General features: G+C 37.5%; 15 protein-coding genes. 1 reads left to right on the forward strand and 14 read right to left on the reverse strand.

The features are described from left to right. Positions 1–253: 253 nt before the first annotated feature. From ODE14_RS07475 to ODE14_RS07525, 11 genes are all read right to left on the reverse strand, one after another. Entirely contained in the window at positions 254–805 is a 552-nt protein-coding gene (locus ODE14_RS07475) for an NADPH-dependent FMN reductase (RefSeq protein ID WP_263603571.1), read from the reverse strand. A gap of 29 nt (positions 806–834) precedes the next feature. Continuing rightward, positions 835–1563 (reverse strand): pirin family protein, encoded by a 729-nt coding sequence (locus ODE14_RS07480; protein WP_263603572.1) that lies wholly within the window; start codon positions 1561–1563, stop codon positions 835–837. Between the two features lie 162 nt (positions 1564–1725). Further along, on the reverse strand, positions 1726–3144 hold the full coding sequence (locus tag ODE14_RS07485; RefSeq protein WP_263603573.1) for an MFS transporter: 1419 nt from the start codon (positions 3142–3144) through the stop codon (positions 1726–1728). After that, the gene (locus ODE14_RS07490; RefSeq protein WP_263603574.1) at positions 3144–3656 is read right to left on the reverse strand and encodes a nuclear transport factor 2 family protein; all 513 of its coding nucleotides are present in this window, start codon (positions 3654–3656) and stop codon (positions 3144–3146) included. The genes ODE14_RS07485 and ODE14_RS07490 overlap by 1 nt, the downstream gene beginning before the upstream one ends. A 110-nt stretch (positions 3657–3766) precedes the next feature. Beyond that, on the reverse strand, positions 3767–5620 hold the full coding sequence (locus ODE14_RS07495) for a glycoside hydrolase family 13 protein (RefSeq protein WP_263603575.1): 1854 nt from the start codon (positions 5618–5620) through the stop codon (positions 3767–3769). A 37-nt stretch (positions 5621–5657) separates the two neighbouring features. Then, entirely contained in the window at positions 5658–6017 is a 360-nt protein-coding gene (locus tag ODE14_RS07500; RefSeq protein WP_263603576.1) for a hypothetical protein, read from the reverse strand. After that, a complete protein-coding gene (locus ODE14_RS07505) occupies positions 6014–6493 on the reverse strand; it encodes a DoxX family protein (protein WP_263603577.1) in 480 nt (159 codons plus the stop codon). The genes ODE14_RS07500 and ODE14_RS07505 overlap by 4 nt, the downstream gene beginning before the upstream one ends. A gap of 58 nt (positions 6494–6551) precedes the next feature. Continuing rightward, entirely contained in the window at positions 6552–8708 is a 2157-nt protein-coding gene (locus tag ODE14_RS07510) for a glycoside hydrolase family 97 protein (protein ID WP_263603578.1), read from the reverse strand. 84 nt (positions 8709–8792) lie between these two features. Next, a complete protein-coding gene (locus ODE14_RS07515) occupies positions 8793–9902 on the reverse strand; it encodes a SusE domain-containing protein (protein ID WP_263603579.1) in 1110 nt (369 codons plus the stop codon). A 17-nt stretch (positions 9903–9919) separates the two neighbouring features. Beyond that, entirely contained in the window at positions 9920–11512 is a 1593-nt protein-coding gene (locus tag ODE14_RS07520; protein WP_263603580.1) for a RagB/SusD family nutrient uptake outer membrane protein, read from the reverse strand. Between the two features lie 6 nt (positions 11513–11518). Continuing rightward, positions 11519–14254 carry a SusC/RagA family TonB-linked outer membrane protein gene (locus ODE14_RS07525; RefSeq protein ID WP_263603581.1) on the reverse strand — a complete coding sequence of 912 codons (2736 nt, stop codon included), beginning with the start codon at positions 14252–14254 and terminating at the stop codon, positions 11519–11521. Between the two features lie 329 nt (positions 14255–14583). Here ODE14_RS07525 and metG point away from each other — a divergent pair, with 329 nt between their 5' ends. After that, on the forward strand, positions 14584–16620 hold the full coding sequence (gene metG / locus ODE14_RS07530; RefSeq protein WP_263603582.1) for a methionine--tRNA ligase: 2037 nt from the start codon (positions 14584–14586) through the stop codon (positions 16618–16620). Between the two features lie 244 nt (positions 16621–16864). Here metG and ODE14_RS07535 read toward each other — a convergent pair whose 3' ends face one another. From ODE14_RS07535 to ODE14_RS07545, 3 genes are all read right to left on the reverse strand, one after another. Continuing rightward, entirely contained in the window at positions 16865–17566 is a 702-nt protein-coding gene (locus ODE14_RS07535; protein WP_263603583.1) for a class I SAM-dependent methyltransferase, read from the reverse strand. Between the two features lie 475 nt (positions 17567–18041). Beyond that, the gene (locus ODE14_RS07540) at positions 18042–19634 is read right to left on the reverse strand and encodes an MFS transporter (RefSeq protein WP_263603584.1); all 1593 of its coding nucleotides are present in this window, start codon (positions 19632–19634) and stop codon (positions 18042–18044) included. A gap of 129 nt (positions 19635–19763) precedes the next feature. Beyond that, positions 19764–20879, reverse strand: a complete 1116-nt coding sequence (locus ODE14_RS07545) for an HlyD family secretion protein (protein ID WP_263603585.1) — start codon at positions 20877–20879, stop codon at positions 19764–19766. Positions 20880–20895: the final 16 nt, after the last annotated feature.

Genomic DNA, 20895 nt, shown 5'->3' on the forward strand with positions numbered 1-20895 from the left:
TGTATCAGTTTAACAATTTAACAATGATTTTAATTGTTAATGTGCTAAATTGGCACAATTTATTTCTATGTTTAAGTTTCAATTTCTAAAATAAAAAAGCCGACAATCTTAGTAGATTATCGGCCGTTGTATTATCTCAGAATTTCAGAGCCCACAATATTCCCTTTCTTGGAGAAACATTCTTTAAAAGTGGTCTGAATATTCATCTTTTTTTCTTTTTGCAAAGATATTAATTTTAAATTAATATTCAAATCTATTTTTCAAGGATAATCTCTACTGCCGAAATTTTTGCAATCTTTTCCTTCAATTCGCTGTCTTTCTCTTCATTAGAAATTGTCTGAGCCGATTTATCAAAATTGTCATTGAAGAAAGGAAGTGTAAAGGTATCCACAATATTTCCGCCGTGAAGTGGGAAACGTTTGGTTGCCGCTTCTAAAACGCCTAATCCGCCTCTTGCTCCCGGAGCTGTTGCCATTAACAGCATTGGTTTTTCATTCCACACTGCTCTGTCCTTGATTCTTGAAGTCCAGTCGAATACATTTTTGAAAGCTGAAGAATACGTTCCATTGTGTTCGGATAAAGAAACGATAAGTATATCTGCCGCATCAATTTTCGCAGCGAAATTTTTTGCTTCCTGCGGAAGTCCGCTTTCCACTTCGCGCTGGTGTTTGTAGATTGGCATTTCAAATTCGTTCATATCTACCACTTCCACTTCTGCATTCTGAATAAGTGAAGCTGCGTAAGAAACTAAAAGTTTATTGATTGATGTCTCGGAATTGCTTCCGGCTATGGCTAAAATTTTCATTGTTTATATTTAAGTTTACAAATTTAATATTATTTAAGGTAAGATGGCAAGTCCATGGGAACTTCCATTAGAAGAATTTCGGCATCTTCAATGGCTTCAATGTTGAAACTTTGGGTATCCCAGATTCCCAGACCGTCTCTTTCGTTTAAAACTCTGTCGCCGATTTTTGCGTTTCCTTTTAAAACAAATGCATAGACCCCGTTTCCTTTTTTATGAAGCATATAGTTTTTACCGTTTCCTTTGGTAAAGTTTGCCAGATTAAACCAGGCATCCTGATGAATCCAGACCCCATCGTCGTTTTTATCCGGCGATAAAATCTGCTGAAATCCGTTTATTTTCTCACCTTCTTTGATACTTTTCTGATCATACCTCGGCTCAACATCAACCTCTCTTGGAAATACCCAGATCTGTAAAAATTTTACTTCTTCATCCTTATTTTTGTTGTATTCGCTGTGCATTACACCGGTTCCGGCACTCATCACCTGAATTTCTCCTTTTCTGATAACGGCTGTTGTCCCCATTGAATCCTTGTGTTCCAGATCACCTTCCAGCGGGATTGAAATAATTTCCATGTTTTTGTGCGGATGTGTTCCGAATCCCATCCCCTGGGAAACGGTGTCGTCATTCAACACCCTGAGAACTCCGAAATGCGTTCTTTCATGGTTTTGATAATTTGCAAAACTGAAAGTATGGTAAGAATTAAGCCATCCATGATTCGCGTGGCCTCTTGTATCTGCTTTATGATATACTGTTTTCATATTGTGATTACTTATGGTACAAATGTCGGAAGTCTTACGTGCGGAAATGTTGATGTAAGGTAAGAAAGATATTAATAGATAAAAAACGGATTCTTATGAACCCGTTCCGTTATTTTTTGTTTGATTTTTAATTGATTAAACTGAAATTAAAAGTTATTAACTTTAAAAATGTACCTGCTTAATTTCTTCTTCAATTTCCTTTGGCGAATCATGTTCAGATTTAATAAAAACCATAGTTAAAACAGCTCCTAGCAACATACAAATTCCACCGACTACGATATAATCAATGGCCATTTTGCCGAAAACACCGCTTACAATCGGTCCCCCGAAAATCCCGTTGATGATCTGAGGAATCACGATAAAGAAGTTGAAAATTCCCATATAAACCCCCATTTTCTTTTGTGGAATTGAATCGATCAGCATCGCGTAAGGCATGGCTAAAATACTTGCCCAGGCAAATCCCAGTCCAACCATTGAAATCCACAGATAATGAATGTCTTTAATAAAATACATGGCAATCAGTCCCAGTCCTCCACAAGTCAGGGCTAACGCATGAGTCTGTTTTTTACCTATAAATTTTGCAATCGGTGTTAAAGCAAAAGCAAAGAAAATGGCATAGAAATTATAGCTTCCGAATAAGCTTCCCGTTAAATCTCCGGCTTTGTTAAATTCCGCAGAATGGGTATCGTCCGGTGAAAGCCCGAAATGATGGGTTGCCAAAGCACTTGTTGTAAAAACCCACATGGTAAACAAAGCAAACCATGAAAAGAACTGTACAATTCCTAATTTTTTCATTTGGGAAGGTACATTAGCAAAATCTTTAAAGATATCCGAAAGTTTAGATTTTTCTTCTACAATTTCTTTTCCGCCTTCAAAAGAGGCAAACTCCTCCGGTGAGTATTCTTTGGTTGAAATAATGGTGTATAAAATTGATATCAAAAGAACAACTGCTCCAATGTAGAAAGAATAAATCACATTATCTGCTACGAATCCTTTGGGTGCCTCATTGGAAACGCCCAATTTAGTAAGCCATCCCGGCAGATCTGACCCAATAACCGCTCCGATTCCAATTAGAATTGTCTGAACTGAAAATCCAATGGTTGCCTGATGTTTCGGCAGCATATCTCCCACTAAAGCACGGAAAGGTTCCATAGCCACATTAATGGACGCATCCATCATGGCAAGAAAAATTACAGCCATCAGCAGGACATTTGCCGCCATCATCTGCGTTGCAGAAGCAGCATTAGGAAGCATTACCAGTCCGATTGCACATAAAACCGCTCCTATTAAAAAATAAGGTTTTCTTCTTCCCAGCGGACTCCAGGTATTGTCTCCCATGTGACCAATAATTGGCTGTACAATCAATCCCGTTATAGGAGCCACCAGCCAAAACCATGACAACTCGTGAACATCTGCTCCAAAATTTGCCAAAATCCGGCTTGCATTTCCGTTCTGTAATCCAAATGCCATCTGGATTCCTAAGAATCCCATGCTCATATTGATGATCTGAAGCATTGATAAGTTCGGCTTTTTCATTTTGCCAAATTCACCCTTATTGTATTTTCCTGTCATTTCTGCCATTATTGCTTCATTTTTTGAATTAATATATCTTCTATCGGAGCTTTTATTTCCACCACTTTATCTACAACATCATTTGGAACTGTTACGGAAAGTACATACTGTTTTACTTTCCACTGTCCGTTTATTTTTTCAACAACTCCTGAACCCCGGCAGATCTTCATTTGAGTTTCCAAAAGTTCATCAAACCAAGCGATTTTTCCGTCTTTACTAAAATAGATATTTCTTTTTAGTGAAGTGAAGTTCCAGGTTTTGTTTTTATCAAAATAAGGTTTGGCCCAATTCATAAAGGCTTTTTTATCCCAGACTTCGGTAGCATCGGTTCCTATAAATTTTGATTCTTCAGCAAAATAATTGAAATAAGTGTTAAAATCAGCTTTTGCTGCAGCGACGTTGAATCCGTCTAACATTGTCCCGATTTCTGTTTTTTCTTTTTCAAATTTGGCTTGAGCCGAAATGGTCGTAAAGCTCAATATACATATGATTAATGTAAAGAATATTGTTGTTTTTTTCATATATAATTTTTGTTTTTAACGCAAGAGCGCTAAGCATTTTTGTAATTTTACTTAATATTTTCGTTCGCAAAGGCGTTTCACTCAGCAAAGTGAATGAATATATTTTTAAGTTACTTTAATTCAATAATCATAGATGTTTTAGCGGGTATGGCCAAGTTGTTTTGCAATGAAAAGTCTTTGTCGGAGATGATATCTTTTCCTTTTGAAAATCCTTTTAATGATTCAGCAAAATGCTTCAAATCCAATGTCTGCTCTGTTTCATTATTATTTAAAATAACCATCACACTTTCTTTTTCATTATATCTAAAATATACAAAAACATTATTCTGCGGAACGAAATTTTTGGTTTTTCCAGTATGGATGACTTCTTTTCCTTTTCTCCAGTTCAGGAGCTTTTGGGTAAACTGATAAAATTCTTTTTGCCCGGGCGTCTGCGACGAAGGATTAAATGCATTTTGCTTATCAGACTTCCAGCCGCCGGGAAAGTCTCTTCTAATATCTGCATCACCGCCTTTGTTTTTGTCACCCCTCATTCCTACTTCCGAACCGTAATAAATCTGCGGAATTCCGCGAACGGTTGAAAGCAGGGTTAATCCCAATTGATATGCTTTCGGATCCTCGTTAAATATTTCGTTCCATCTTTCGGTATCATGATTTTCAAAGAACACCATCACATTATTGATATCGGGATACAGGAAATCGCTGGATAACGTATTGTAAATCCTGTTCATTCCGCTGTCCCAGCCGTCTTTTTCTTTAAGTGCTTTCGGCAGATCTCCATACAGCATAAAATCCATAACAGACGGGAGATATGAATTGTAATTTGCGGCCTCACCTGTTTTAGAATTTTTTTGCCATGCTGAAATATGACCAGCCGTACTTAGCCATGTTTCTCCTACGATATTAAAATTGGGATATTCATCGGTAATGGCTTTTGCCCATTTGGCCATGGCTTCTTTATCATTGTAAGGATAGGTATCTACACGAAAACCTCCCAGTTCGGCGTATTCTATCCACCAAATTGCGTTTTGTGTGAGATACTTCAGAACCAACGGATTCTTTTGATTGATGTCCGGCATTGTGGTATCAAACCAGCCGTCGAGAGCAATTTTTTTGTCAATATCAGAAGCATTGGTATCAAACTGGGTAGTCGTTTTGTAATTGGACCGTTTAAATCCGTTTTCACCATCTTCAAACCAGTGAATCCAATCCTTTGTCGGCAAATCTTTGATCATCCAATGCGAAACTCCCCAATGATTAGTGACGTAATCCATCACCAGTTTCATATTCCTTTTATTTAATTTTTGTGAAAGTTCTCGATATTCTTCATTGGTGCCATACCTTGCATCGATTTTATATAAATCGGTTTGTGCATAACCATGGTAAGAATACACTTTTTCGTTATCTTCATTCACAGGGGTGAGCCATACTGCCGTTGCTCCCAGGTTTTGAATATAGTCGAGGTTATTGATGATTCCGCGCAAATCTCCACCGTGACGTCCGCCGGGAAGACTTCGGTTTACTTTTTCCGTTAATTGAGGATTCGAATCGTTTTTCTCATCACCGTTGGCAAAACGGTCGGGCATAATCAGGTACATTACATCTTTCGAGGTAAAGGATTCCCTTGTTGCGGAATTAGACTGTCTTTGTTTTAGTTCATAAGTGTAGGTACTGATGTTCTTTTTTCCTTTCTTAATATTAATATTGAATTTCGGAACGTTTATTTCAGCAGTATTTACTGTTACAAATACATAGTTCGGATTTTCAACCTTTTGAATATCCTTAATCTGAACTCCGTCTGAAAGCTCAATCTGATCATTGGCAATGTTTTTTCCATAAACCAAAATCTGAAGTTCAGGGTTTTTCATCCCTTTCCACCAAAAAGCAGGTTCTACTTTTTGAATTTGTGAAAAAAATAAAGATGAAGCAAAAAGTGAAGCTGTATATATAAATTTCTGATACATAATTATTTATTAAAAATTACATGAGTGATTTTAAATATTATTTTACCGGCTGATTAAAAACTGCATTGTAATATGTTATCCCCGAATTTTTAAATTCCACCCTCCGATTCGGCATATTTTGAAGTTCATATTCTCCATTCAATGTAAATTTTACTTCCGTGAATTTATAACCCGTTAAATAGGTTACTTTCGCCTGATATACATTATCGCCATTTATTTTTTCGAGTCTGGTGTCCTGCTCCCAGCTCAAGGGTTTATCGTTTCCTCTTATCCCAATGGATTTAACTTCTGTCTGGGCGGGAACTTTGAGGGTGTAAATTACAGTCTGCTTATATGCCTTCTGAACGCAGCCACTCATTATAAAACAAGAGATTATAAGAAGTACTATTTTATTCATCTGCTCATTTTTTCAGCAATTAGATAATCTAATCCCAATCTTCCTGAGCCTAAAATGATATAAAATAAGCTCAACCACATAATTCCCATTGCCGGCAACATATTCCAGACACCCTGACTGGCCTGCTGAAAAAATGCAGCTACGAACATGGTAATGAAAATAAGAACTGCGAAAGGTCTGGTAAACAGTCCCAATAACAAAAAGATCCCTCCTACTCCTTCACTGAATGCTCCCATCCACGCAAAGAATGCGGGAAACATTGCAAAAATTCCTCCGTATTCAGAAACATCATTTGGAAACCAGAATGCTACCTCAAAAAATTTCAAATTGTTATCTTCCGGAGACCATGGCAAGCCAAATTTTGCAGCTCCAAAGTCGCTAGTCAGTAAATATCCACACACTATTCTGGGAATAGTAAACAGAAAATCCTGCCACCAAAACGGCATTTGAATGGGATTTATAATTCTTTTTATCATAGGAGTTTGTGTTAAAAAAACCCTACAGAATAATCTGTAAGGTTTTAATTATTTAAAATTATTTTACAGTCTTGATAGAGATTGCGAAACCGCCACTTCTCACCATTTTAAAATTGATTTTAGACTTACTTGTGATCTGTTTTTTGTAGATATTGTAACTCTGTGGATTGTTGATGTAATCCGCATCTTTCCCATCTTCATAAATCGTGGCTTCGTATTTTTTTCCTTTATCTAAAAATGAAAAATCTACCGTGTATTCACGTTTGTTTTCGTCGGTGATTCCTCCTACGAACCAGTTTTCTGTGCCTTTTGCTTTTCTGGCCGTGATAATATAATCTCCCGGTTCTGCCGATAAAATCTTCGTATCATCCCAGTCTGCAGCGACATCTTTAATAAACTGGAAAGCATCCATATGTTTCTGGTAATTCTCCGGTAAATCTGCAGCCATCTGAAGCGGCATGTACATCACCACATACAAAGCGAGTTGTTTTACCAGTGTTGTTTTTACAAAACGATTGTCTCCTGGGAAGTAATAATCCAGTTTCGTCTGGAAAATTCCCGGTGTATAATCCATTGGTCCTCCCATCCATCTCGTGAATGGTAGAATCGTCTGGTGATCCGGATTGTTTCCTGCAAAGGCTTCAAATTCTGTTCCTCTTGCTGCTTCTGCTGAAATCCAGTTCGGGTACGTTCTGCTCTCTCCTCCCGGTCTTACCGATTCGTGAGAATTCACCATGATTTTATATTCATTCGCTTTTTCTGCAATTCTGTAGAAATGGTTGATCGTCCACTGGGAATAGTGGTGTTCACCTCTTGGTATGATGTCTCCTACATAACCCGTTTTCACGGCATCATAACCATAGTCATTCATTAATTTGAAGGCTTTGTCTGCCCATCTTTCATAGTTCGTGGCCGAACCTGAAGTTTCATGGTGCATGATAAGCTTTATTCCTTTTGAATGTGCATATTCATTCAGCATTTTGATATCAAAATCAGGATAAGGTGTGATGAAATCGAAAACAAATTCTTTTGAGTGTCCAAACCAATCTTCCCAGCCGGCATTCCATCCTTCGATAAGTAATCCGCCAAAACCGTTGGCTGCCGCAAAATCGATGTATTCTTTTACTTTCGTATTGTTGGCGGCATGTTTTCCGTTAGGTGTTAATTTGGAAAAATCCGTCACTCCGATATGAACGTTTTCAGCTGTGGAATATGCCCACTGTGATTTTCCGATGATCATTTCCCACCAGACACCCATGTATTTTGTAGGATGAATGTACGAGGTATCGGTATATTTTGTAGGTTCATTCAGGTTAAACATCATTTTAGATGCTAAAACTTCTTCAGCTTTCGGGGAAACAATAATGGTTCTCCACGGGGAAACGGAAGAGGTTTGGATATATCCTTTTGCACCCTGTCTGTCGGGAGTTAAGTGTGTTTTAAATTTAAAATTAACCGGATCTACTTCAAGATGTGAAGCAGGATAATTTAACACCGCTGCCTCTCCAACATTTACATATAAAGGATTTTTACCTTCTTTTTTCAGCATTAAAGGAGACTGAACGGCATTTGGCACCATTTGCTGCGACGCATTACTGTCGAATGAATTCGGCCATCTCGCCGGAATTTCAGAGATTTTTGTTGTCTGCGGCTGGTATTCCTGGGAGTCGTAATCCGCTGCAATCCACCATGCTTTCATATCCGTTGGAAAATCAATTTCCGAGTCTTCTTCACGGATCACAAAATAATTCAGGTTTTTCTGCTGTGGAAATTCATACCTGAAACCCAATCCGTCATTGAACAATCTGAACTTAACTACAATATTTCTATCGGTAGCGTCCTGATGAAGGGTTACCGCCAATTCATTGTATTGATTGACATAATTTTTTTTCTCTCCCAACACAGGCTGCCAGGTTTCGTTTTTAGAATCCTTTTTTTCTTCTGTTTTGGTAAAGCCGTTATTGAGGTCAAATTTGGCATCTTCGGGTTTTGCAATCTCCGAGGCAAATTTAATGGCGGTATCTTTAAATAATCTCAGCCCCAATTTAGAATCCTCCACTACTACATTTCCGTTATATTTCAGATTGTAATACGGAATTCCCTGCTTCAACTGAAAGTTCATCTCAAACTTTCCGTCAGGAGATTGTAAGGATTGGGCATTAATACCAACAAACATTGTTGAGAACAATAACGCTCCCACTGTAATTTTCTTCATAATGATTATTTATAAACTTTTAAAAATAAAGAAAGTGCTGCTTTTCAGCAACACTTTGCTATGTAAATTTAATATAATTTCACCCTACAAAGGCTGTATTTTATAAGTTCCTAATTTTATATCTACAGAAATCTTATAACTACCTCCTGTTCCGTCAAATTTAATATTTCCATTACTTCCTTTCGGACCCAAATAGCCGGTATTTCCATCAGCAGAAATATTTCCCCAGTCAAGATCTCCCCAGCTTTGCTGCCCTAAAAATTTAAATTCTGAAGCAGCCGGAAGAGCGATAGTATGCTCAAATTTCCCGTTTCCTAAATTTGTCATTGGAATAGCTGTTCCGGAATTCCATCCGTTCACTGTTCCTACAAGATACAAATTAGCAGGATTCCAATTATTGATCGGCGAAGCTGAAACAGTAATTGACTTTACAGTAGCGTCTGCATCTATAACGATTTTATACATTCCGGAAGCACCCGTAAATTGCATATTTTCAGGGGTTGAAGGCGATAAATTAGTAGACCATGTTTTAAAGTATCTGTTTCCGGCATTCATTCCCGCAACATCCATACTATAATTTAACGGTCCCCAATCCTGCTGTCCTAAAAATCTAAAGTATTTACCATTCTCCAGATAAGTGTAAATAGTTGACAAATTATCTTTCTTATAAAGCATTTGAGATCCTCCCGCATTCCATCCTACAGCTGAAGCATCACCAACAATGTAGAAAGATGGGTACTCCGTAATATAAGGTGTCACTTTAATAGCAACAACATTAGACTTGACAGCATCAAAACTTCCCAGCTTTGAAGATAATCTCACTTCTATATCAGTGGCAACACCAGGTGCTAATCCTGCGTCCAATAATACATTATTAAATTCAGCAACTGTATAAGAAACTTTTTTTGTTCCGTCTACCAAATCAACATTTTTTGGGGTTGCAAAGTTTGTTCCTTTAACTGCAATCTGGAGTTGATTTTTTTGTGCTACTGCAACACTATAATCAGGATTTGTCCAATCGAATGTAATACCTGTTTGAGATGCATTATCTTTTATTAAAACTAAAGTAGCTTTATCTGCTTTAAGGGTAGATGCAGAAGGTTTTTGCAAAACAGCCTGATCCTCATCTTTCTCACATGAAAAAAGCATAACTGCAATCAGCCCAAAAACTAAAAATTTAAATATATTTTTCATTTTTAAAGTGTTTAATATTAGTATCCAGGATTTTGAATCAAATTAGGATTTGCCACGATATCATTTGCAGGAATTGGAAATAGATTTCTATAATCCTCAACTGCTTTTCCATCTTTCACCCCTCCTTTCCATGGCCATAAATATGATGAAGACGTAAACTTGCCGTAACGGATTAAATCTGTTCTTCTAGTTGCTTCCCACGATAATTCTCTGGCTCTTTCATCCAAAAATAAATCTGTGTTAATAGATCCAACTGTATTTGCCCCTGCTCTTGTTCTCAAAGCATTCACATAACCCAAGGCCGTAGCTGTACTACCACCGGAGCCCCCTCTTGCAACTGCCTCACCATACATTAAATATATATCTGCTAAACGGTATAAAGGAATATCTGCATCTACAAAATCACCGGAAGCATCTGAACCAGGAGCTCCGTTTGAGAATTTAATATTTTTATACTTTATGAATGCGTATCCATCTGTAAACGTACTTACATTATTTATTTCTAAATTCTGTCCGCTGGTGTAAAAATTACCCCTTTGGTCATTAGGAGTAAACAAATTAACAAATGCTTTTGTTGTTCTTAAACCACCCCATCCTCCGTTGATTCCAAACTGCGAAGCAGGCATTGACCCTCCAACTGCAGCATGCACCATGAAGGTTGATCCTCCATACGTTCTGGTACTTGTACCATCATAATTTACAGATAGAATAACTTCAGGATTGCTTACATTGTTATCAGCCATAAATAGTGATGCGTAGTTTGTTTTTAATGCATATCCTGCACTGATAACTTTATTACAATAAGTAATACAGTCTGTATATCTTGCAGTACCTGTATACACCTGAGCATTAAGATATAATCTTGCTAATAATGCCCATGCTGCGGCTTTATCCGCCCTGCCATATTCATTTGTTCTGGCATCTTTTAATTCATTAGCACATGCTAAGAGTTCTGATTCTACATATTTGAATAACTCTGCTCTCACAATTCTTGGAGGCGGTGTATTAATAATATCGGTAGTTTCTGTTACATAAGGGACATTTCCAAATAGATCCAATGCGTGATAATATGATTGTGCTCTTAAAAAACGAGCTTCGGCACGCATATATTTTGCTTCTGTAAGATCATTACCTGCAATACCATTTGAAGAAAGTTTTTCGTCTGTGGTATTCTTAATAAATTCATTACTCACAGCAATTACATTGAATATTCTATAATAAATTGCAGCCACAAAAGGATTGGAAGCGTTCCAAGTCATGCTATGCATTTCCGGAAGACCAGCGTCTGCCCATGCTATAACTGCTTCATCAGTAGTTAAAACCTGCATACTGTACATCTGACGAAGATAGTTTGAAAACCCTCCATCAATACCTCCAATATCGGTATTTGCATCACCATTATTCTGGTCTCCCTGTCCCCCGATTGCAAGACCGGCATAAATTTTAGCCAAAGCTGGTTTATAATTACTAAAATCTTTGTATAACACAGAAGAAGTTAATCCTAAGGTAGGTTCTCTTTCAAGATCTTGTGTACATGAACCTGTGAAAAACAGAGTTCCTAATGTAATAGATCCTAAAATAATCTTTTTATATAAATATTTATTGTTCATGATAAATTAAAATTGAAAGTTAAAGCCAACTGAATACACTTTAGGTCTTTGATAAAATCCGTTATCAACACCTCCGAAAACTTCAGGATCTATTCCTTTATATTTCGTAATGACAAATACGTTTTGTGCCATTGCATTTACTCTTAAATTCGTTCCTTTGCCCATAAATTCTCCTACATTGTAAGCAATTGAGAAATTATCCATTCTTAAAAACGAAGCATCTTCAATAAACATATCAGAGAAAAGTTGTGTTGTTGCAAACTGAGTATTTAGAACGCTTACATTCGTATTACTTAAAAAGTTGTTTGCCTGAATATTTGCAATGGAGCTGTTAGAAGCCGAATTGTTGTAAACATAATTTCCTAAAACCGCTCTCAAAGCAGTACTAAATTCCCATTTTTTAACACTAACTTTTGTAGAAAAACCTAATATTACATCAGGATTCGGAGATTTATAAAAATATTTATCATCTTCAGTAGATTTTCCATCGCCATTTCGGTCTACATAAATACCTTCCAACGGTTTCCCATTATTGTCATAAACCTGTTGATACACATAAAATGCATTTAAGGGTTGGCCCACTGTTATAGCCTGAATATAGTTATTAATTCCTGAAATACTCCCCGCAACAATTTTATATGATTCATCTACATATTGAGATAAACTTGTCACTTTTGGATTAAATCTGGTTGCATTAAGATTAACACCCCAGGTTATATTATCTTTCCTGACAGGAACTATATTTAAATTTACTTCAAAACCTTTGTTTGCAATAATTCCGACATTTTTAACATTGAAATTACTTAGATCGCCTGCCCAAGTAGGTACTTTGGAAATAAGATTTTCTGATTTTTTATCAAAATAGTCAAAAGAACCGCTGATTCTGTTATTGAAAATGGCAAAGTCTAATCCTAAATTTTTTGTAGTTGTGGTTTCCCAGACAAGATTGGGATTATAAACATCAGGTCGTAATAGTGTATAAAAATTATTCCCAAACTGATATTGTGCAGTACTACTGTTACTATAAGAATAAGAACCAAAGGCGGGATAGAAAGTTCCCGTTTCCTGCTGCCCGGTTTTACCCCAACCTGCTCTAACCTTTAATGAATTAATTGTTGAAATATCTCTCAAAAAGCTTTCTTCATTAACTTTCCAGGCAACCGAAACAGCCGGGAAATTACCCCATACATTATCTCTGTTTCCATTCCAGAATGTTGAAGATCCGTCTCTTCTTACCGAACCATTAATAACGTATCTATCTGCAATAGTAAAGATACCTCTTGCATAAAAAGAAACTAATGTTCTTCGTGTATCGCCAGGAGTCGAGAAATCCGTTTTCCTTCCGTTTCCATAGTAAGTGGGCGCCTCCGGAGTGATTGTATTAGTATCCTGATAAGAATAACCACCAATTACATCTACAGTAGTATTAATTGCCTGAATTTTTTTTACATAATTCAAATATGATTCAAATAGTTTACTTTTAATCTCTTGAGAATAAGATCTGTAAGATCCCAGCGTTCCTATTCCCTGAGCAAAATCTTTAGAGACATTTACAGAACCGTCACTTTTTGCATAATCATAAGATCCATTTAAATTCAAACGTAAATCAGGTAAGAAGTGGAATTTATAATCCAACTGCAAACTTGGAATAATTCTGAATACCGAAGAAAGATCTCTTTTACTATACAATAAACCAAGTGGGTTCTTGGTTCCGTTCACATTCAGTCCTGTTGCTGTGTTAGCAGGATCTAGCCATTCATAATACCCTCCATAGTTAGAATTTCCTGAATAAACAGGCTGTGTGGGATCAAAATAAATGGAAGCTCCGATAGCACCACCATCAGGAAACCTGTTTTCAGAGAAAGTCCCTTTAAAATTACCATTAATCGTTAAATGATTATCAAAAAATTTAGGTGAAAAATTTAATCCTAAAGATGTTCTTCTAAATTCATTTGTTTTTACAATCCCGTTTTGTTCATTATATCCTAACGAAACTCTGTATGGTAAACCTTTCACACCGCCTGAAAAAGCGACATTATTATCCGTTCCCCAAGCTTGCTGATAAATTTGATCCTGCCAGTTTGTATCTGCATTACCTAAATAAGATTTTTGTGCAGCAGTTCCGTAAGCGTCTACAAAACTTCTGAATTGATCTGCAGTCAGAACATCAACATTGCCCATTTTCGTCGAAACCGAAAAGTTGGTATTAAAATTCACCTTAAACTTTCCTGTTGTTCCTTTTTTAGTAGTAATTAAAATTACCCCGTTTGAAGCCCTGTTTCCATAGATGGCTGCAGAAGATGCATCCTTAAGAATATCAAAAGTTTCGATATCATTAGGGTTAATTAAGGATAATGGATTTGTTGCTCCACTTAAACTGTTGAAATCAATAGGAACACCATCAATTACAATTAAAGGATCATTATTTATAAATGATGACCCTCCCCGTACTCTAATGGTTGAACCAGCTCCCGGAGCACCACTGTTTCCGGTAATTTGTACTCCCGGTGTTTTTCCGATAATCAACTGATCTGCAGTTGAAGCACCTGCGTTAAAATCTTTTGAAGTAATAGAAGATATCGATCCCGTAAGATCAGTTTTCTTTTGCTTTCCATAACCAATGAGCACTACTTCTTCAATTTTTTTTTCTTTAGTTGCAGTGTCACTGGTTTGTGCATGAACCATTGCACTTGCCAATAGAAATGCAGGTGCAATTTTTAATACCGTTGTAAAATTTCTCACAATATTATTTTTTATATAGTTACTTTTTTCATCATACCGGCCTGAGCCTGCTGCAATTTAAAAAAAAAACATAATTATCTTAAATTTTTAAAAAAATTTGTTAAAATTATGTAAATTAAACGATGAATTAATATTAATCCGCTAATTATCAATATATTAATACAAAATATGCATCGCATAGCACAACATTAAAATTAACAAAAAGTTAAACATGAGTTTAACTAAATGTAATATCCGATCGTATTAATAGACTATAAAACACTTTAAAAAAGACACCTTATACTATTCCGCAGATATTCGTTATCTTTGCAGACTAAAACTTACTATAAATGTCGAACAGAAAGATGATTACGGCAGCCTTGCCTTACGCAAACGGCCCGGTTCATATAGGACATTTGGCAGGTGTGTATATTCCTGCAGATGTATATGCAAGATTTCAGAGAAGATTGGGAAAAGATGTAGCGTTTATCTGTGGTTCAGATGAACACGGAATCCCTATTACTATAAGAGCAAAAAAAGAAGGAGTCACTCCTCAGGATATTGTTGACAAATACCATGAAATCATTAAAAAGTCTTTTGCGGATTTAGGAATTTCATTTGACGAATATTCAAGGACTACCTCTAAAAATCATTATGAAACCAGTCAGGACTTTTTTAAGGTTCTTTATGAAAAAGGAAAATTCACGGAAGAAATGTCTGAACAGTATTTTGATGAGCAGGCCGGGGAATTCCTAGCAGATCGTTATATTGTAGGAACATGCCCGAATTGCGGTAACGAAAATGCTTACGGTGATCAGTGCGAACGTTGCGGTTCTACGCTCTCTCCTTCAGAATTGATTAATCCTAAATCAATGCTGAGCGGAAATGTTCCTATTTTAAAAGAAACAAAAAACTGGTATCTCCCATTGAATGAATATGAAAATTTCCTAAATGAGTGGATCATCGAAGGCCATAAAGACGACTGGAAACCAAACGTTTACGGACAGGTAAAATCATGGCTGAATGACGGACTGAAACCGCGCGCCATGACCCGCGACCTCAACTGGGGCGTTCCTGTTCCGCTTCCCGGTGCAGAAGGCAAAGTATTATATGTATGGTTTGATGCTCCGATCGGGTATATTTCTTTCACCAAAGAATGGGCAGAGAAAAACGGGAAAGACTGGAAAGACTACTGGCAAAGCGATGCGTCTGATCTTGTACATTTTATCGGAAAGGATAATATCGTGTTTCACTGTATTATTTTCCCAAGTATGATGAAGGCGCATGGTGACTTTATCATGCCTGCCAATGTACCGGCATTTGAGTTTTTGAACCTTGAAAATGACAAAATTTCAACCTCAAGAAACTGGGCCGTCTGGGCACACGAATATGTTGAAGATTTTCCCGGACAACAGGATGTTTTGAGATATGCCCTTCTCTCATCAGCTCCGGAAACAAAGGATAATAATTTTACGTGGAAAGATTTCCAGACCAAAAATAATTCTGAACTGGTAGGAATCTTCGGGAACTTTATCAACAGGGTTGCAGTTCTTATTCATAAATATTATGACGGCGTTATTCCGCAAGGTGATGTTAATGCACCTGAATTACAGGAAATCAGTAAATCCGCTAAAGAAATTTCAGGCTTCCTGGAAAATTATGAATTCAGAAATTCGTTAACAGCTTTAATGAATTTAGCACGTTTCGGAAACCAGTATCTTCAGACTGAAGAGCCATGGAAAACCATTAAGGAAAATCCTGAAAAAGCGGCTCATTCATTATTTGTAGGCGCACAGATCGCTGTTGCTTTAGCACAGTTGTGTGAACCGTTTATGCCTTTCAGTTCTGATAAGTTACTGAATATGTTTAATGTTGAAAAGCAAAGCTGGAAGGATGTTGAAACAAAATCTGTTTTAATTGAAACCGGACATACCATCAACGAAGCATCTCTCCTTTTCTCAAAAATTGAAGATGATGTAATCGAAGCCCAGATCCAGAAATTGGAGCAGACAAAACAGAATAATAAAAAAACCAATCCAAACGCCAACCCTATGAAAGAAGAGATCACTTTTGATGATTTTACAAAAATCGACCTGAGAACAGCCACGATCCTTGAAGCTGAAAAAGTGGAAAAAGCAGATAAATTATTAAAGCTGACTGTTGATACAGGGGTTGACGTAAGAACCGTTGTTTCAGGAATTGCAGAAAGCTTTACGCCGGAAGAGGTAATTGGAAAGCAGGTGATGATCTTATTAAATCTTGCTCCAAGAAAAATCAGAGGTATCGAGTCTCAGGGAATGTTATTATTAACAACGAAACCAGACGGGAAATTATCTTTTGTAACCCCTGACGACAGCAATGTAGAAAATGGAATTGAGATTGGGTAATCCATCATTCTTAAATAAACAGAATCCACATGAAAACTCATGTGGATTTTTTGTTTTATTGAATGCTTCGACAGTCTCACCATGACATGTCTAATACTTATTTGATTATTAAAATTAAACTTAACTTTTCTTAAAATCTTAATTGAATCTTAATGGTTAAAAAATTGAAACATTAAGGTTATTTAAATGGTTAAGATTATTAAGAGATTGCTTCGTCGCTTTGCTCCTCGCAATGACTTATATTTTATTTAGTCAGCCTCGCCAGATAAGCATCTTCATCCTTAAGCAATTTTTCGATCTTAAAACCATTGTTTTCAGCAGCATTTTTCAGGGTATTAAAATCAAGATACAGCCATTTGATCGGGTCTTCCGATTCTCCTTTGTAATGAACGATATAATCCAGTTCACCATAATAGCCTTCCGCCGGAATATACACCCCTCCGTCTTCATCACGGTCAAACATATAGAGAATATCGGTACTGTCGATCAGGATCTGTCCGTTTTCATTCAGAAGTGAGTGCAGTTTTTTAAGATAGAGATCAATCACCTGGAGGCTTTGGAAAATTCCGGTTCCGTTCATTAATAAAAGGATCGTATCAAAAGTTTCACCGGAGAATTGCAGCATGTTCTCAGCTACTGCTTTTTTTATTCCCCTCAATCGGCAAACTTCTATGGATCTAGGAGAAATATCCAGGGCTGTTACATCAAGGTTTCTTTCATTTTGAAGATATAAAGAATGTGAACCCGCGCCGGCACCAATATCCAGGACTTTTCCCCGCGACAGTTCCAAAGCTTTCTGTTCGATTTCATTCATTTCTTCAAAATCCCGGAAGAGATATGCAACCGGAAGCTCATCCAGTTCGGAGATTGAAGTTTCAGTCTGCAGATCCTGAGGATTTTCCTGATGGTAATAATCCCGGATCGCCTTTCCCATAAGGTCTTTCATAATGCTAATTCTGACTGTAAATATAGCTGTTTTTGATGTATTTTCAGAATGCTGTTCAGGTAAGTTATGAACGCAATGGTCACAAGAAAATATTTATAATACGTCTGTTTAAACTTTTATAACCACAACAGGTACTGTGCTAATATGCAATTAATTCTGATGCTAATTTGCATATTAAGAATAAGGCAGTATCATCAAGATGATTGCATCGTACGTCACAAGCATCATGTTAGCCTCGACACAAGCATCTTGCTCCGTACGGTCAACGCTGCTTAGATCGGGCGGTCAACGCATCTTCAAAGGTACGTTCAACACACCTTCAAAGGTACAGTCAACGCACCTTCAACAGTACGGTCAACACCGCATTGAAAAATAGCAATTTGCGTAAAACTATTAAGACAATTCCGTAAAATGCAAAGCTCCATTCTATAAATAAAATGAAGCTTTGACTAAGTAAATGAAAAACAAGGTATCGTTATAGCGCAGGCCCTGCTGCGTCTTTTATTTCTTCTAAAAGTTTTTTTCTTTCACGGAGCCTTCTTCTGGCGATGACCGATTTACCTGTAAGCATTCTTATAAAACGCGTAGAGACAAAACGTTCTTTACCGAAATGATGAGTAAACACGTAGATCAACACACCGATTCCGGCCAGAATGATATATCCGAATATTTTTTTGGTAGCAATGATAATGGCATTCAGCTGAATAAGCTTCATATTGGCAGCAACATTCTGCGGCGATACGGTCATCCCATCCATATATACCGCCAGATCACCGACAGCCACTACCTGAAAACGGTACTGAAACCAGGAATACAGTGCTGAAAAAACACCTACTGCCAGAAATGTTCTCCAGACCAGCACCAGACCGATGGCAGCAAGCATTTCATCCATCTCAAGTTTGTCCAGCGTATAAAACCATACGGAAATAAAAAGTGCTCCCATTCCATATCCTTTCAGGAACATGGGAAGATACCAGTAGCCATAGCTGAACTCCAGCACCATGGAAAAGTACATAATGATCGCATATCCCAACATAGCGGCAAAACCCGAAAAGATGAACATTTTCAGCGGGATTTCTTTTTTAAACCAGAAAATAGCCGTTACACCTGCCAGGATCAAACCGGGAATCATTAAGAGATTCAGTTGCGCATTGGTCAGCTGATCATATCCCAGCACCCCTACTGCAAAAGTATTTTGTAACGAAGTCGTTCCTAAAAACATGCCCAGGCAGAAAAGCATGAATAGACCGTGCTGAACATTATTTTTGGTGAAAATTTTAAAAGACAAATACGGTCTTTTTAAAGTAAGCTGCCGTATCGCAAGCAATGAAAAACTCGCAAAAGCTGCAATTCCTGCATTGATAATTTTGTTTGAATGAAGCCAGTCCTGCTGTTTCCCGAACGAAAAAACATAGGCCGAAAACATAAAGGTTGCCACAAAAAGCAAAACACTCAGCCAGTCTATATAATGCAGCGGAACTTTTAAGGCAAAGTATCGATGATGCATAAAGATCCAATGCAGCAGCGCCAGTACGAAACATCCAACTGCAGCAATGATATAAAACTGTTGCCAGTTGTACCGGATAGAAATGTCCACAGCATAGTATGCTGCTACCTGATTGAGCACCAGAACGAAAGTATAAAATGCGCCATAAAACATTCCGCGGTTTCCAATCATCGCCATCAGCGGAAGAAACAGCTCTATCGTAACCATCATTTTTAAAAACCCGATTACCAGTGAACTGAACACAAAGATCATAGGATCATAGGTTGTGGAATTTAGGTAACTTAGCAATCCTAAAAGCACCAGCAAAACTGTCATTTTATCCCGGACCTTAAATCTCATTTTCATCCTGAGAACAATCGGCATACAGGCGCCCATTCCGATGGTTGTTGCATAATTAGCCCACATGAAATATTCTGTCATCGCACCGGTTCCGTTTACGAGATAGTTGATGTTTCCGGTATACACTCCTCCCAACGGCATTACTACTGCAAGCAGCAATACGATAAGAAAAAGCTGTAGTGGTTTGGGAACCCAGTCGTTGTATAGTCCTTTGTTGTACATAGATTTTATATTATGGGAGACGTGAAAAAGTTAGAAGTTAGAAGTTAGAAGTAAAATTATAAAGGCTCAAGAGTTTTATGAATTTACAATCTGCTATACTTGGTCTTCTCACTTCTCACTTCTCACCTCTCACTTTTTACTCACTAAATTCACATTCATTCCAGCGCTCAGTTTATCGAGGTCTGCTTTCTTATTGGCTTCTGTAAATTCTATTCTCACAGGAATTCTCTGCTGAACTTTAATAAAGTTTCCGGTGGAATTATCGGTCGGCACACTGGAATATCTTGATCCGGTTGCCGCAGAAATTGCCGTTACCACACCTTCAAACTGTTTTCCGCCCAAGGCATCTACGGTCATCATCATTTTTTCTCCGATTTTCACATCAGGCATCTGACTTTCCAGAAAATTGGCAGTTACCCATTTCTGTCCGTTTAATACAATGGTAGCGACCTGCTGTCCGGGCTGTATCAGCTGACCTTCCGAGATGGTTCTTCGTCCCATCACGCCGTCATAAGGAGCGATAATTACGGTGTACGAAAGATTGATCTTGGCCATATCGAGAGCTGCTTTTGTTCTTTTAATTTCAGCATCATTGATCCCAAGTTTACTTTTCACCTCAGTTGTGGAAAGGTTTGCAGATTGTTTTTGGTTGATTAAGGTTTCATAAGCTGCTTTCTGTGCGTCATATTCGGTTTTTACCTGGTCGTACTGTTGTCTGGTCACGGCTTCGGAAGTCAGAAGATTTTTATACCGGTTGAGGTTCTGTTCTGCGTTCCATAATCTGGCTTTGGCACCGGCAATATTGGATTCCATAACATTGACATTATTGGATACTGTATTAACGGAAGAACTGGTTGCCGTTCTCTGGGCAAGAGCATTCTGGTAGGCGGCTTCCGCCTGTCCCAGCTGGGTAAGAATCTCGCGGTTATCCAGAATAACCAAAGTGTCACCTTTTTTTACAGGCTGATGTTCAATAAATTTAATATCTTTAATATAGGCCGAAACCCTGGTATTGATAGGATTAATAAACTCTTCCACCTGAGCTGCTTCCGTATACGTTTTATCGCCCACATGAAAATATTCGCGGACCAGCCAGAATAATCCGAAACCAATGACCACAAATACTACGATATTGGAGATAATTGCTCGGAGTTTATTTTTTTTATTTTCTTTTTTCTTTGCTGCAGCACTGGTCTGTACTGGTGCCGAAGTTGTATTCTGAATATTTTGTTCCTTGTTTTCCATTGTTTTATTTACCTTA

The organism is Chryseobacterium sp. PET-29 (assembly GCF_025736815.1).
GTDB lineage: Bacteria > Bacteroidota > Bacteroidia > Flavobacteriales > Weeksellaceae > Chryseobacterium > Chryseobacterium nepalense.

Bases quoted from the DNA above. Each gene is read 5' to 3' on its own strand.
- ODE14_RS07495 (WP_263603575.1), bottom strand. From the start codon at position 5,620: ATGTATCAGAAATTTATATATACAGCTTCACTTTTTGCTTCATCTTTA.
- ODE14_RS07535 (WP_263603583.1), bottom strand. From the start codon at position 17,566: ATGAAAGACCTTATGGGAAAGGCGATCCGGGATTATTACCATCAGGAA.
- ODE14_RS07475 (WP_263603571.1), bottom strand. From the start codon at position 805: ATGAAAATTTTAGCCATAGCCGGAAGCAATTCCGAGACATCAATCAAT.
- metG (WP_263603582.1), top strand. From the start codon at position 14,584: ATGTCGAACAGAAAGATGATTACGGCAGCCTTGCCTTACGCAAACGGC.
- ODE14_RS07520 (WP_263603580.1), bottom strand. From the start codon at position 11,512: ATGAACAATAAATATTTATATAAAAAGATTATTTTAGGATCTATTACA.
- ODE14_RS07510 (WP_263603578.1), bottom strand. From the start codon at position 8,708: ATGAAGAAAATTACAGTGGGAGCGTTATTGTTCTCAACAATGTTTGTT.
- ODE14_RS07515 (WP_263603579.1), bottom strand. From the start codon at position 9,902: ATGAAAAATATATTTAAATTTTTAGTTTTTGGGCTGATTGCAGTTATG.
- ODE14_RS07480 (WP_263603572.1), bottom strand. From the start codon at position 1,563: ATGAAAACAGTATATCATAAAGCAGATACAAGAGGCCACGCGAATCAT.
- ODE14_RS07485 (WP_263603573.1), bottom strand. From the start codon at position 3,144: ATGGCAGAAATGACAGGAAAATACAATAAGGGTGAATTTGGCAAAATG.
- ODE14_RS07505 (WP_263603577.1), bottom strand. From the start codon at position 6,493: ATGATAAAAAGAATTATAAATCCCATTCAAATGCCGTTTTGGTGGCAG.
- ODE14_RS07500 (WP_263603576.1), bottom strand. From the start codon at position 6,017: ATGAATAAAATAGTACTTCTTATAATCTCTTGTTTTATAATGAGTGGC.
- ODE14_RS07490 (WP_263603574.1), bottom strand. From the start codon at position 3,656: ATGAAAAAAACAACAATATTCTTTACATTAATCATATGTATATTGAGC.
- ODE14_RS07540 (WP_263603584.1), bottom strand. From the start codon at position 19,634: ATGTACAACAAAGGACTATACAACGACTGGGTTCCCAAACCACTACAG.
- ODE14_RS07545 (WP_263603585.1), bottom strand. From the start codon at position 20,879: ATGGAAAACAAGGAACAAAATATTCAGAATACAACTTCGGCACCAGTA.